General features: G+C 68.1%; 14 protein-coding genes and 1 pseudogene. 4 read left to right on the top strand and 11 right to left on the bottom strand.

Annotated elements, in window-relative coordinates; genetic code table 11:
* Positions 1-112: 112 nt before the first annotated feature.
* Positions 113-1,522, top strand: coding sequence for a hypothetical protein (locus CG740_RS19275; protein ID WP_159030339.1), 1,410 nt, complete (start codon positions 113-115; stop codon positions 1,520-1,522).
* Between the two features lie 643 nt (positions 1,523-2,165).
* Positions 2,166-2,582 (top strand): VOC family protein, encoded by a 417-nt coding sequence (locus CG740_RS19265; RefSeq protein ID WP_100576436.1) that lies wholly within the window; start codon positions 2,166-2,168, stop codon positions 2,580-2,582.
* A gap of 310 nt (positions 2,583-2,892) precedes the next feature.
* Here CG740_RS19265 and CG740_RS19260 read toward each other — a convergent pair whose 3' ends face one another.
* The gene (locus tag CG740_RS19260) at positions 2,893-4,173 is read right to left on the bottom strand and encodes a protein-L-isoaspartate O-methyltransferase family protein (protein ID WP_100576435.1); all 1,281 of its coding nucleotides are present in this window, start codon (positions 4,171-4,173) and stop codon (positions 2,893-2,895) included.
* 239 nt (positions 4,174-4,412) lie between these two features.
* Complete coding sequence (locus CG740_RS41905; RefSeq protein ID WP_442802839.1) at positions 4,413-4,523, bottom strand: hypothetical protein; 111 nt, start codon at positions 4,521-4,523, stop codon at positions 4,413-4,415.
* Here CG740_RS41905 and CG740_RS39715 point away from each other — a divergent pair.
* Positions 4,497-4,640 carry a hypothetical protein gene (locus CG740_RS39715; protein WP_159030338.1) on the top strand — a complete coding sequence of 48 codons (144 nt, stop codon included), beginning with the start codon at positions 4,497-4,499 and terminating at the stop codon, positions 4,638-4,640. The two genes, CG740_RS41905 and CG740_RS39715, sit on opposite strands and share 27 nt — an antisense overlap.
* A 27-nt stretch (positions 4,641-4,667) precedes the next feature.
* Here the strand turns inward: CG740_RS39715 and CG740_RS19255 are convergent, their stop codons facing one another.
* The 7 genes and pseudogenes from CG740_RS19255 to CG740_RS19225 all read right to left on the bottom strand — a co-directional run bounded on the left by CG740_RS19255 (position 4,668) and on the right by CG740_RS19225 (position 9,425).
* A complete protein-coding gene (locus CG740_RS19255; protein WP_100576434.1) occupies positions 4,668-5,096 on the bottom strand; it encodes a MarR family winged helix-turn-helix transcriptional regulator in 429 nt (142 codons plus the stop codon).
* The gene (locus tag CG740_RS19250) at positions 5,096-5,521 is read right to left on the bottom strand and encodes an SRPBCC family protein (RefSeq protein WP_100576433.1); all 426 of its coding nucleotides are present in this window, start codon (positions 5,519-5,521) and stop codon (positions 5,096-5,098) included. Before CG740_RS19250 ends, CG740_RS19255 begins: the two co-directional genes overlap by 1 nt.
* 689 nt (positions 5,522-6,210) lie before the next feature.
* The gene (locus tag CG740_RS19245; protein ID WP_100576432.1) at positions 6,211-6,729 is read right to left on the bottom strand and encodes a hypothetical protein; all 519 of its coding nucleotides are present in this window, start codon (positions 6,727-6,729) and stop codon (positions 6,211-6,213) included.
* Between the two features lie 359 nt (positions 6,730-7,088).
* Positions 7,089-7,466, bottom strand: a complete 378-nt coding sequence (locus CG740_RS19240; protein WP_100576431.1) for a peptidoglycan-binding domain-containing protein — start codon at positions 7,464-7,466, stop codon at positions 7,089-7,091.
* Positions 7,467-7,607: 141 nt separating this feature from the next.
* Positions 7,608-8,378, bottom strand: a complete 771-nt coding sequence (locus CG740_RS19235; RefSeq protein WP_324901128.1) for a helix-turn-helix transcriptional regulator — start codon at positions 8,376-8,378, stop codon at positions 7,608-7,610.
* Between the two features lie 138 nt (positions 8,379-8,516).
* Positions 8,517-8,732, bottom strand: a pseudogene (locus CG740_RS19230) (lytic transglycosylase domain-containing protein); the annotation flags it as partial.
* A gap of 156 nt (positions 8,733-8,888) precedes the next feature.
* The gene (locus CG740_RS19225) at positions 8,889-9,425 is read right to left on the bottom strand and encodes a GNAT family N-acetyltransferase (RefSeq protein WP_100576429.1); all 537 of its coding nucleotides are present in this window, start codon (positions 9,423-9,425) and stop codon (positions 8,889-8,891) included.
* Positions 9,426-9,593: 168 nt separating this feature from the next.
* On the opposite strand from CG740_RS19225, the gene CG740_RS19220 reads away from it, so the two are divergent.
* Positions 9,594-9,947, top strand: a complete 354-nt coding sequence (locus CG740_RS19220; RefSeq protein ID WP_100576428.1) for a type II toxin-antitoxin system PemK/MazF family toxin — start codon at positions 9,594-9,596, stop codon at positions 9,945-9,947.
* 143 nt (positions 9,948-10,090) lie between these two features.
* Here the strand turns inward: CG740_RS19220 and istB are convergent, their stop codons facing one another.
* Both istB and istA read right to left on the bottom strand, forming a co-directional pair.
* Positions 10,091-10,894, bottom strand: coding sequence for an IS21-like element helper ATPase IstB (gene istB, locus CG740_RS19210; RefSeq protein ID WP_100576427.1), 804 nt, complete (start codon positions 10,892-10,894; stop codon positions 10,091-10,093).
* On the bottom strand, positions 10,891-12,552 hold the full coding sequence (istA, locus tag CG740_RS19205) for an IS21 family transposase (protein ID WP_100576426.1): 1,662 nt from the start codon (positions 12,550-12,552) through the stop codon (positions 10,891-10,893). The genes istB and istA overlap by 4 nt, the downstream gene beginning before the upstream one ends.
* Positions 12,553-12,672: the final 120 nt, after the last annotated feature.

The raw sequence follows: 12,672 nt of genomic DNA, 5'->3' as shown, positions 1-12,672 counted from the left end.
TGGCCAACTGGCCAACTGGCCAACGCACAAAGGGTGTTCTCCGGCCACCCATTGACAGTAGCTCAGCGACCAGCAGGGCCGTCATACCCGAAGAAGGCCCTGCGCGAATTGGATGAGTATGTGGACTGCCCTGGAGCCCCCCGCCACCACCGTCGCCCCCGGTGACAGCGCCGCCGTCAGGCTGCGGGTGCGCAATACGGGGGACACCGTCGAGGAGTACCGGCTTACGGTGGTCGGTGACGCGGCCGGGTGGGCGCGTGTCGAGCCGGCCGTGCTGCGGCTCTATCCCGGGGCGGAGGGCACCGCCGACATCACGTTCGCGCCGCCGCGCACCTCGGACGCGATCGCCGGGCCGAGTGTGTTCGGTATCCGGGTCGATCCGCGTGAGCACCCTCATGAGGCCGATGTCGTCGAGGGGCGGCTCACCGTCGGTCCGTTCGCCGAGATGCGTGCCGAGCTGGTGCCGCGCTCGGTGCGGGGCCGGCGTCGGGCGCGCGGCCGGCTCGCCGTCGACAATCTCGGCAACCAGCCGCTGACGGCGTCGTTCTCGACCCGCGACAACGGTGACGCCGCCAACGTCGAGGCGAACCCCACCGCGGTGCAGGTCGATCCCGGCCGGGCCGGTTTCGCCGAGGTGGAGCTGACCGCGGTGAACGTGAGCTGGTTCGGCGGAACGCGTCAACACCCCTTCACGGTGGGGGTGTTGAGGTCCGGTGACGCGGCTCCGCAGGAGCTGCGCGGCACCTACCTCCAGCCGTCCGTGTTCCCGCGCTGGGTCCTCGCGGTCGGTTCGATCCTGCTGGCACTGCTCGTGGTGTTCGTGATGATCTGGCTGCGGCACGACACCGGCGTCAAGTCCCAGGCCGCGGAACAGGCACCCGCGCGGCAGACCCCCCTTCCAAAGAGCTCCCAGAGTGCGCCGTCGCCGCCGCCGCCCACCCCATCGACCCGGCCGGCCCCACCGCCATCAGCCCCGGCGTCCGCGCCGCCCAAGCCGGAAAGCGGCGGCTCCGACAGTGGTGGCGGCGGTCCGGAGAAGCCCCAGTACGACCTGACGAAACCGGTTCGCATTCAGTCCGGACTCGGCATGTACCTGACGACGACGGCGGGTCAGTGGCCTTTCGGGGATCTCTACGTCTATGCGGCGCCCGACAGCCCGGACCAGCCCACATGGGACCAGAAGTGGTACGTCCGGCCGCTGCCGCAGGACGAGTTCGCCCTCACCTCCTCGACCGAACCGAAGCTTGTCGCGGACAGCAAGAGGGAGGGGAACATGGTGCGGATGTGGGAGCCCTCGGGTGGTGAGTCAAGCCTCACGGACGGGCAGATGGCCAGCAGCCAGAAGTGGTCGATCCAGCCCATCGACGGGGCGGCGGATGGTTTTGTCCGCCTGGTCAGCAAGGACAACAAGTGGTGCATGTCCGACCTGACGCCGAACGACACGCAGCACCTCCAGGTGATCGAGGCCCGCCCCTGCGGAGCACTCCCCGCCGACCAACAACGCTGGCGCATAGCCCCATGAACGGAGGCGCATAGCCCCCCTGAGCAGAAAGGGCTCAAGGGCATCGCAGAGGGCACAACGAGGCATCGAGGGCCAGTCCGTCGACTTGTATACAAATCGCGGACTCACCTGTGCCGCCTCTCCAGCGGGTCGGATCTGATCATTCGTAGGATCGGGCAAGGCTGAGGGCTCCGGGCAGGCTGTGGACGTCCCGCCGCTTCGTGGCTCAAAACTGGCCCGTTGCCTTGGTCTGGGCGCAGAAGCGGCCCATCTCTGCCGGGATCTGGCTACCGAAGCGAACGGGATGGTCGAAGTCGAGGATTGCGTGGTCGATCTGCGTACGCCTCACCAGGACTGGTACCTCTGATTCGGAGCGCTCTACGACGTGTATGCAGCCACGGCGACCGCCGTGCGCGACCTCTTCGGGAACGCGCCGCGCCGAGCGGCGTCCCAACGAGCGCCGCGTGGCCCGTCGTCCACGCTCGGCCCTCCGCTCCCACCTGCGCATGTCTGATAACCGGGGCCTTCATGCTGCTCGCCCTCACGCGCTTTCGCTGGGTACCTCTGGGGTGTCACAGGTCCGCACAGCCGTGGGCTGAACATCTCCCGTGGGGTTCGGCGCGGCGTTTCCGCGGCCAGCGGGCGGCGTGACGGAGCATGAGCCATGACCATCAAACCTCGCGGCTACGCCCACGTCCGCCTCACGGTGACGGACATCGACCGATCCCGCGCGTTCTACGACAAGATCCTCGGGCTGCCGGTGGCTGTGCAACTGCCGCCCGACGCCGATGAGAAGACGCGGCAGGATCTTTCCTTCCTCTACGGGGGAGTCCTCTACCAGCTCGGGGATTCCCTGTTCGGGCTGCGCCCCGTTGCCAAGGACCGTTTCGACGAGGACCGCACCGGCCTCGACCATCTCAGCTTCGCGGTCGGCGGCCGTGAGGAGCTGGAATCGGCGGTGCGGGTACTCGATGAAGAGGGTGTCCGGCACGAGGGCATCAAGGACATCGGAGTCGGCTTCATCCTGGAATTCAGGGACCCGGACAACATCGCCCTGGAGCTCTTCGCGCCCGCGCCCTGACACCCGGCCCCACGGACTTTGCCGAGGCATCCGGCCCACCGGGTCCCAGCAGACTCTCCGCACCCTCGCGCGCGTGCCGGGGTGCTCGGCCTAGTCCCGGGTGACGGGGTGCCGGCATGTCGTGCGACGGCCGCAAGACACCAGGTGCCGGAGTCCACGGCGTCCGGCTCCGAGGATTCCCCCGGACGTCGAGTGCCGGTGGTGGCACTCGGGTATTTGCCGGCGCCGAAAGGCTGCTGCACACCCGGGCGACGGGTGTCTCTTCGGGCCAGTCGGGAGCGTCGGGCTCCTTTTCTGGGCCTGAGCGCAGCTAGCGCAGAGTGGTGATGACCGTGTCGGGCCGGTCGAGCCACACGCAGTGAGTACCGTCGGGCGTCACTGTCAGGCCGTGCCGGTCGGCGGTGGGGCGGCCGAGCTGCTCCCAGCGGGCGTACGCGGTCTCCGTCTCGGTCCACAGCGCGCGGGGTCCAGTCTGGGTGACGCTGAACTCGTCGGGGTGGATGCCGTCGTGGTCGACGGTCGCGGTGGAGCCGTCGGCACTGTAGAGGGCGAATCGGATGGGGGCGTGCTGGGCGGTGGTGTCCCACTCGTAGGAGGTGTGGGGGACGGTGAGGCCGAGGTGGAATTGGGTGTCGGGGTCGGCGGTGACGGTCCAGGGTGAGAGCCGGGTCCGGCGCGGGCCCGCGGTCGGCGGGGGGACTGAGGGGGCTGGAGGTCCGGATGTCGTCGCGTCGGTGGTCGCGCCCATGTCCAGTGTCGCGAGGGGCACGTTGGCCGTTGCTGTCGTGCTGGGGACCGGCTCCGTGGCGTTCTGGGCGTTGGGGGTGCGCATGACCATGTAGGAACCGTGGGGGTGGAAGCGGCCCTGCGCCGCCCCGCCGGCAGCTGTGGTGAGGGTGAGCATGCCGTACGCGGTCCAGTCCGAATACCAGGGTGTCACGATGCGTCCTGTGGGGGCGAGTTGGGCCCGCCATGGGTCGGGGATCCTGTCGACGGAGAACGTCGCGAGGATCAAGTCGTACGGGGCGCCGGGCAGCCAACCCTGGGCGGCGTCGCCCAGGACGACGGTCGGTGTGCAGCCGGCGGTCTTCAGGTTCGCGGCTGCCTGGGCCACGAGATCTGGGTCGAGGTCGACGGTCGTCACCGCGGCCTGGCCGAGGAGCGCGCACAGCAGGCCCGCGTTGAAGCCGGTGCCCGCGCCCAGCTCAAGGACGTGCAGCGCGCCCTTACCGTGCTTGTCGGTGTCGCCGGTTCCGGCACGGGGGAGGCGGCGGTCTACGAGGCCGGCCAGGGCTAGCTGGTAGAGGACCATCGACGGCATTGACGCCGATGACGACGGGACACCGTCGGTGAACTGCGTGACGAGAGGCTGGTCGCTGTACACCGCCGACCACCACGCCTCGGGATCGGCCGTGCGGTCGACTGCCAGGTAGCCCCCGTTCCCGTCACGGATCCAGATGCGGTCGGGGAGGAACAGGTGCCGCGGCACCGCGCGCACCGCGTCGGCGAGCACGGGCGGCAGGGTGGTGCCGAGCGGCCCGCCCAGGTGGGCGATCAGACGGGACACGTGATCGGATACCGGGACGGCCATGGCTACTTCTTCGGCGGTGCGGGCGGCGGCGTGGGTGCGGGGGGCGGGATCGGTCGGCCGGGCTGCTGCCCGTCGTCACCGATCGGACTACGGTGCTTCCACTCCATGGCAGACCTCCAAGAGGGCGGCAGAGAGGTTCCACGGTAGGTGCTCAGGACCGTGTCGGGAGTCGCTTTCTGCTGAGCTGTTCCGGCGTCGGTCGGCCTCTGGGCTCTGAGGCCGTAGGTCCGTGAACAGGCTTAGGTAGGCGCCTGGTTGTCCGGGACGCAATGGGTGGGCCGGCGGACGTCGCCCATACGGCGTCCAGAGGCGCTGACAGCGGCGTGGGCGGTCGTGTCGTCGTCGGCGATATCGATGACGAGGAGACCGGGCTCGGACGGGTGTACGAGGTCGAGAGCACCCACGACGCCCGGGGCGAGACCCGGACGGTCGAGGGTTCGGCGCCGCCGTCCGCATCACTCCTTTGAGCGAGCCGCCCTCAGCCTCGAAGTGTTTCAGGTCTCGGGATGGGCCAGGCGGCCGAGCAAGGATACCGCCTCGTCGAGGGGCACCGGTTGGAAGAACTGTGCGTCGGTGCGCTCAGCGGCGGCGATCGCACGTGGGGCCAAGTCGGCACCGGTTTCGGTGACGCGCAGTCGTTTGGCGCGGGTGTCGGCCGGGTCGACTTCCCGTTCGATGAGGCCTTTGTGTTCGAGAGTGCGTAGTACCTGAGAGGTCATCTTGACGTCGGTGCCTGCTTGGCGGGCGAGGGCCTGTTGGTTGGGATGCTCGCCCTGGGTGTTAAGCCACCAGGTGCAGGCGAGGAGCACGAACTGCACGTGGGTGAGACCGAGCGGGGCCAGGGCTGTGGCGATGTCGCGCTGCCAGCGCAGCGTGGTGTGCCAGAGCAGGAATCCGGGGCTGTCGCCGGGGCTGAGGGCCATCAGCGAAGCGCTCGCTCGGCCAGCGAGACCAGCGAGGCCATTGTCTCGGGCCAGTCGGCGGTGATGCCCGGGCCGATCTGCGGGCCGGCCTCGTCGACGCTGGTGCCGGTGATCTCCATCCGGTACACCACGCGGATCCGGTCCTGGTCGATCCGGTCGATCCGGTGGGTGGTGCGCAGCAGCAGGGCGTCGAAGCGCGCCTCGTCGACGAATAGTTCGTCTTCGACCACCTCCGCGATACGCAGTATCACCGGGTCGTCCCCGGGCGGCGTCATCGTGATCTGCGTGCCCGTTGCGAATGGGCCATGCATCTCGATCTTCTCGATCTCGGTGTTCCAGGCGCCCCAGTTCTCGACGTCGGACCAGAGCCGCCAGATCGCTTCGGGGGCGGCGCTGGTCTCGATGCTGTGCTCGTACTCCCACATGGCCGGTCTCCTCGACTAGATTATCTGCCCATAGATTATCTGCGCAGAGACTATCTGTCCAATGGCGCACCGACTCCCTCTCTCGATGCCTCGATCGCTCACCCGAGGCCGGCCCGCGCCGGCGCCGCCGAGGAGGTCCCACCCCACGGATGCGAGCTCCGCCTCCCCTCCAGGCATTCCTCCGGGATCTCTGGCGCGGCACCCGTTGCCACGGCACCCCTGAGGGGTTCGAGAATGGACCACTCACGGCAGTCGGGACGCCGCTCGATTGGAGTGGCAGCGGTAGCGCCAAGGTCAGGGTCGGAGCGTGCCGTAGGCGAGGGTCAAGTGGAGGAGCAGGATCTACTGTGACCTGCTGCCTTTGTTCATGAGGGTGGGTCCTGGCGCAACTTCTATGCTGACGCGGCGCGTTGGGTTCGCCAGGACGTGAACGACGGGAACCGGCACGTCGGCCCGTTGCTCCGATGAAGGCTCGATCGCGTACAGGCCGGCTCGCCAAGATCTGTGCCAGAACCTGTTCTCACTGGTATTGATCAAGAAAGTCGGGTGCTGGTGGCTCCCGAACTGCCGTCCGGGTTCGGCTTCTGCGGTTGAGGGGCGATCAGCGGTGCATGGTGGCGCGGTACATGGCCGTGGCGGGATCGGAGCCTGGGCTCCGATCCCGCCACGGCGTACCGGCGAGGTGTGTGTCAGGCGCTGGCCGCTGCCGTGCAGGACGTGTCGCCGCCGCAGTAGGTGATGTCCCAGTGGGTGCCCTCGTTCGCGTAGACGTTTCCGGCCGAGGAGCGCCAGCGGGTCGCGCCGTCGCTGCGGGTCGCGATGTGGGTGAAGCTGTTGGTGACGTACGAGTCGATGCAGGTGTTCCGGGAAATGTCGGCCTTGTAGCCGTTGTAGTGGCTGTAGGTGCCGGAGGCGTGACCGATTTCGGTTCCGCCGGTGACGTTGATCGCGCAGCTGCTGGCGCTCTTGAGCGTCTTGAGTCCGTCCACGGTCGTCTGGTTGATCTGGTCGTACGAGGTGCAGTGGGCATTGGACCGGGTGGTGCAGCCGCCGGTGGAGGAGTGGGTGACTCCGGCGGCCGACAGCTGGGAGGCCGCCGCGGACTGGCTGAGCTTGGCGACGGCTGCGTCGGCGGTGCCGGCCAGGGCGAGGACGGCGGCCGCGGCCACGGCACCCGAGCTGATGAAGAGTCGTTGACGGACCGGCATATTGCTTCAACCTCCACTGAGTTGAGTCGCTTTGCGTCGCTTGGTGTCGAGCTGCGCTGTGCGTTCAGGGGACGAGCGGGGCGGGTGAGTGGGTCGGGTTGGTGGTCCCCGGGTCCGACGATGGCGTACGCGTACCGGTTCCCGGGAGGGTACGGGCCGAGTCCACCGCGCGTTCGCCCGAGCCCTCCCTGGCCCGCTCCCTCACCGGCCCGCCGCGCGCCACTCCGCGCGGCGGGAACCTTGCGGGTGCTGGGCGAGAGAGGGGCGCGCTATCGGTCAGTCGGGGGGGCTGTCTGCGCGTCGGCGGCCACAGGGCAGCACGTGTCGTCCACACCCCGGTGGCCGCCGTGGGAAACGCGTCAGTGGCGTGTGCTGGGAACGTAGTCGTAGCAGTAAGTGCGGTAGCCGCCTGAATTGTCGAGGATGCTGTTTCCGGTGATCTGCCCGACGATTCCGTCGGCAGGCAGCCCCGACGCCCGCTGGAAATTCTGGACCCAGGTCTTGGTGCCGCTGCCGAACTTGTTGTCCTGAACGAGCGGACGGCCCTGGTTGGTGCGCTCGGCCCAGTTGTTCACCGCGTTCTGTACGCACCACACGCCGTGTGTGTTGCCCGAGCCCACCGAGATGTTGGAGACCCCGGGGGCCGCGCTCGCCGGTGCGGCCAGCGCGCCTGCGGCCAGCCCGGCTGCGGCGGCCACCACGGCCGCGGACCGGATGAGCTTCTGAGGGAGGTTCATGGGATTCCTCTTCTCGTCTTTCCGGAAAGCCGTGCAGCTTTTCCGAAATCATGTGGGACGGGGCAGGAATGGTGTTCCCGCTCTCTGAGATCTATAGTGCCGCGCGACGGAAGCAGTGGATTGTAAGAATGCGACGTGGCGCTACCGGAAATCCTCGGCGCGTGTGAATTCCATGAATTGCCGCGGCGTGCGGCCCGTCATCGATTTGAAGTCCCGATGGAGATGGGCCTGATCGTGGAATCCGGCTCGCGCGGCGGCATCGGCGTGCGAGAGACCGGTGCGGATGAGCCTCAAGGCGTGCCTGAACCGAGTGATCTGAGCGTATGTCTTGGGTGACACCCCCACCTGCTCCTTGAACAACCGTTCCAGATGGCGCGGACTCTGCTGGGATTCGGCGGCGAGTTCTGCCACGGAGCGCCGTCCGCCGCCGTGACGGACAGCCAGTACCGCACGGACGACACCCGGCGAGGCCGGTGGACCGGCCGCGATCCGCTCCGACAGCAACCGGTCGAGCAACATGAACCGGTCGTTCCAGCAGTCCAGTTGCCCCAACGTCATCGTCAGCCGGTCGGTGTCGATCATGGCCGGTTCGAGCAACTCGATGTGCCGATCGACGAGTTCGTGCAGGGAGGAGCCGAGGAGGGAGTAGCCGGCCGTGGGCTTCAGCATCACTTCGATGCCGGTGGCGGGCCCGGCAGACACCGTGATGGCGGCCTTCGTACGGACGCCGGAGAGCAGTGGCGGCGCAGGCGGTGGAGTGGACCCGTCGTGTGCCGGGTGCGGCACAGCGATGACGATGGAGACAAGTCCGGTCGGCAACGTAAGACGACGGGCGGGCCGGCCCGGAAGAGACCTGACCACGCGGTAGCCGACGACGGCGCTGTGCGATGCGGGACGGAGCGCCGGGCGCATCGCATCCGGTGGGCTGATGCGGGGGGACCGGACGGCGGGGTCTGCGGGCATGCCGGAACCTCGAAGGGTGGGGAAGGTGGCGGAGGGGCGACGAGAAGCCCGGACCGCGGTGATCGCGGGCTCCTAGCCGGCACGGGCTCAGTACCAGTGGGGAGAGCGGGACTGCCAGGCGCTCCAGGCGCCGCAGGGGGTCGTGTAGCGATCGCCGATGTAGGTCAGGCCCCAGCTGATCTGGGTGGCCGGATTGCTCTGCCAGTCGGAGCCCGCGTCGGCCATCTTGCTGCCGGGCAGCGCCTGGGGAATGCCGTATGCGCCGCTGCTGGAATTGGTCGCGTAGACCTTCCAGTTGCTCTCGCCTGGCTTCGTAACCGAGAGCCGACACCGTTTGTCACCGAGTTTGGGCAGCGTTTGTCGATCGCAGAGCCGGAAAATGTTGGTGAGAACTGACACCGGCGCGAGATGGGTGAACCCTGTGTCGCGGCGCTGCGCGGCTCTTGCTAAAGGGGCCCGTCACATAGGTAGTGAGAACAGTCGTACTGGCCCTGAGGGCCACCGGGCATCGTCGAGCAGGGGCGTGACCATGGTCCGCAGCGGCATGGTCACGAGGCGGCCTTCGGGTTGTTCGACGAGTACGTCCTTGTCGAGCGGGTGCCATCCGAGGCGCTGGTAGAGCGACACGAGGGGAGGCCGGCAGAAGAGGAGTGCGTGTTGAGGACCCATCGTTCGGGCGTGCTCCAGGGCAGCTGTGACGACGAGGCGAGCCAGGCCCTGACCTTGCATGCTGGGTGAGACGGCCACCCCGCCGACGCCCACTACCTCTGTCTCGGCGTCGCCGATCGCAACAGGCAGTCGCAGCAGGCCGGCGTGTGCCACGAGGCGGTCGTGGTGCCGGATGCCGAAGTGCTTTTCTTTCGGCATCCAGGTCAGACCGGTCCAGGCGACACCGAAGGGATCATCGCTGTTGCCAAGGATCTCCTCCTGGTCCGCCTTCGTGTACTGGGCGAGCCGCACCACAGTCGGTGCCACAGTGGATTGGTTCTCAGACATACCCACATGATGATCTCTCCGCCGACCACTGGCCATAGTGCCGTGACCGCGAAGGATCACCGGGTTCGCTGGCCGCTGCGACCGCTGGACTGGTTGGATTACGGCCGACAATGAGGTGTTCGGTCCGGGGCGTGCAAGGTTCCCCGCGATCCTGCGTCGGGAGGGCACATGCAGCGCGGCGAGGTCTGGTTGGCGGACATTGACGAGCGGCGGCCGGTAGTACTGCTGTCAGGAGACGAAGCGTCCGGGTTCCGAGCGATGCAGGTCGTCGCTCCTGCGGGGACCGAGATCAGCGGTGTGGCCGTCGAGGTGGCAGTGGGGGCGCCCGAGGGGCTGCCTCTCGAGGGTGTCCTTCGAGTGGCGCTGCCACGTCCCGGTCTTGTCCCGTGCACTTGGCTGGTCACGCTGGCCCAGGAAGATCTGACCGAGCAGGTGGGAGTCTTGTCGTCAGCGAAGCTCGGCGAGATCGAGGATGCCCTCCGTGCCGGTGGACTCGAGCAGGCGGCGCACCAGGCTGCTTGATCAGGCAACGAGCGGGGGTCGGCCTCCCCAGCGAAGGCCCTTCTCGCTGCGGAGGCGGGCGCGTTTCTTGCGCTGGGCGGCCAGGACGTCAGGATGGCGGGCATTCTTGTTCCGCACCTGTTCAAGAAGGGCCACGTATGACGTCAGCCTGCGGTGGCTTCCCGTGCAGCGGCCCGGGACTGGGTGAGGGCGAGGCGGTAGGATTCGGTGCCGGTTTGGATGAGGTTGCCGCCGAAGGTGAGCCGGTCGACGATGGCCGCGCAAAGCCGGGGGTCGGTGAACGTTTTGGTCCAGCCGCTAAAACTCTCGTTCGAGGCGATGGCGACGCTGTTCTTCTCCTCGCGCTCAGTCAGAACCTGGAACAGCAGCTCAGCGCCCCTGCGGTCCAGCTCCATATAGCCCAGCTCATCAATGCAGAGAAGATCGACGCGGCCGTAGCGGGCGATGGTCTTGGTCAGCACCTTCTCGTCCGCGGCCTCGACCAGCTCGTTGACGAGTTTGGTGGCGAGTGTGTAGCGGACCCGGTAGCCGGCCATCGCGGCTTCGGTGCCCAGCGCGATCAGCAGGTGCGACTTGCCGGTGCCGGAGTCGCCGATCAGGCAGAGCGGCAGGCCTTTCTTGACCCACTCGCAGGTCGCCAGGGTGTGGATGACCGCCGGGTCCACGCTGGGGTTCGCCTCGAAGTCGAAGGCCCGCAGTGATTTCTCGCGTGGGAACTGGGCGGCCTTGATCCGCCGCTCCGAACGGCGGCGGGCCCTGTCGTCGCATTCGGCCATCAGCAGTTCGGCGAGGAAACCGCGATACGACATCTGGTCACGGGCGGCGGCTTCGGCCAGCTCGGGGAACTGGGCCCGGATGGTCGGCAGCCGCAGCATCCGGCATGCCTGGTCGACAGCAGCATCGGCGGCCTGTTCGGTCAGCCCGCGGTGGCGTTTGAACGTCGTCATGGCCTCTCTCCCTCGACGGTAGAACGGTCCGGCTGCCGTGGTCGCAGCAGTTGGTCGTAGGCCGCGACCGAGGGCAGCGGCCGGTTGTCGGGCGGCAGGTGGGCCAGGCGCCGTTCGGTCAGGAACGTCACACTCGCCCGGTCCGGCTCCGGATCTGCCGCCGCGGCCGGCGCATCGTCGGCCTCGGCGGCCTTGCGGGCTTCCAGTGCGACCGCGTCCGCGGTCAGGGCGCCTGCCCGGAGGGCGGCGGCGAGCCCGGTCACCAGGTACTCGTGATGAAGATGCCGTCCCAGCAGCAGGACCTCGATCAGAGCGCGGGTGCCGTCCCGGTCACCGTGGGCCTTGCAGGCGGCCGCCCACCATGCGTCGTGGACGGGGGTGAACTTGCCTGCGGAACGGGCCTGTTCCAGCGCGGTCGCGCCGGGGAAGGCGCCGGGCTTTCGGACCAGGGCCTCCAAGTAGTGGTCCAGTTCCAGGCGGGCCTGGCCCTTGGCGATGAGCCGCTCGTGCCGGGCGACCTCCTTGCGGCCGTCGTAGACGACGACTTCGGAGGCATGCAGCATCACCCGGACGGTCCGGCCGATCAGTCCCACGGGCACCGAGTAGCGGTTCGTGCGAACACTGACCTGCGCGTATCGGTCCACCCGGAGACTGAACAGCCGCCCGGTTTCGAACGGGTCGTCGGGCAGCGGCTGCAGCAGCGGGCGTTCGACGGCGAAGTACTCGCCGATCGTCCGCGGCCGTGACCGGATGCGGCGGTCATCGTCCTCGGCGTCCCACCGCTCGACCATCGCGTTGAGTTCGGCGAGGGAGTCGACTTCCGGGACGGGGACGAGGTGGTTGCGGCGGAACCAGCCGATCTGGCCTTCCACCCCGCCCTTCTCATGGGCTCCTTCGAGGCCCGGGCGGCAGTACATGCTTTCGATGCCGTAGTGCGAACGAAAAGCGGTCCACCGCTCGTTCTCCACTCGAGCCCGGGACAGGCCCAGCACCCGGGCCACCGCGGCCCGCAGGTTGTCATAGCGCACCTTGCCGCAGGGGACGCCGCCCAGCACGCTGAGAGCGTGGACGTGGCCTTCGAAGAACGCCTCCTGCCCGCACGAGGCGAAGATGCGGTGTACCGCCTTGCCCGAGTACGACAGGCGCATCGAGAACAGGTAGACCTTGACCTGCTCGCCGGCCAGACGGATCGTCACGTCGCCGAAGTCGACCTCTGCTTCCGCTGCCGGCATGTGGGTCTGGGGGATGAACGCGTTCAGCGGCCCGCGTCCCGCCTCGATCCGTATCTGCGGCCGGCGAACAGCGACATAGGCCCGCACCATTGGATAGGTCACCTCCACCGCACCGTGCTCGTCCAGCAGCCGGTCGAAGATCCGCTTGACGGTATGCCGCTGCTTGCGCGGCGCGTCCAGATCCGCCCGGAGCATCTGGTCGATGGTCGGCTTGAAGGCGTCGAGCCGCGTCTTGCGGGGCGGCAGCTGCTTGCGAGGCTCCGGCCAGACGGACTCCATGGCCGCCTTCACCGTCCGGAAGCCCACCCCGTACTTGCGCTGCACGGCCCGGTTCGACATCCCCGCCCGGGCATCGCGGCGTATCGCCGCGTACAGATCGACCTTGGACTTCGGTGGCACCGGCGCCCCCTTTACCACGCAGAGCATCCCCAGCGTCCCACCGCAAGCCCCCAAGTGGTGTCAAAACTCGGCGATATCACTCTCCGCAAACACCGGGCGGTGTCGCCGCCGATCGACAACCGGTGTCAGGACTCACCGATAAAGCCA

Origin of the sequence: Streptomyces sp. CB01201, assembly GCF_002803085.1 — a bacterium.
Lineage (GTDB): Bacteria > Actinomycetota > Actinomycetes > Streptomycetales > Streptomycetaceae > Streptomyces > Streptomyces hundungensis.
The sequence above is the reverse complement of the archived record's forward strand: the minus strand, read 5'-3'. Positions and strand labels throughout refer to the sequence as shown.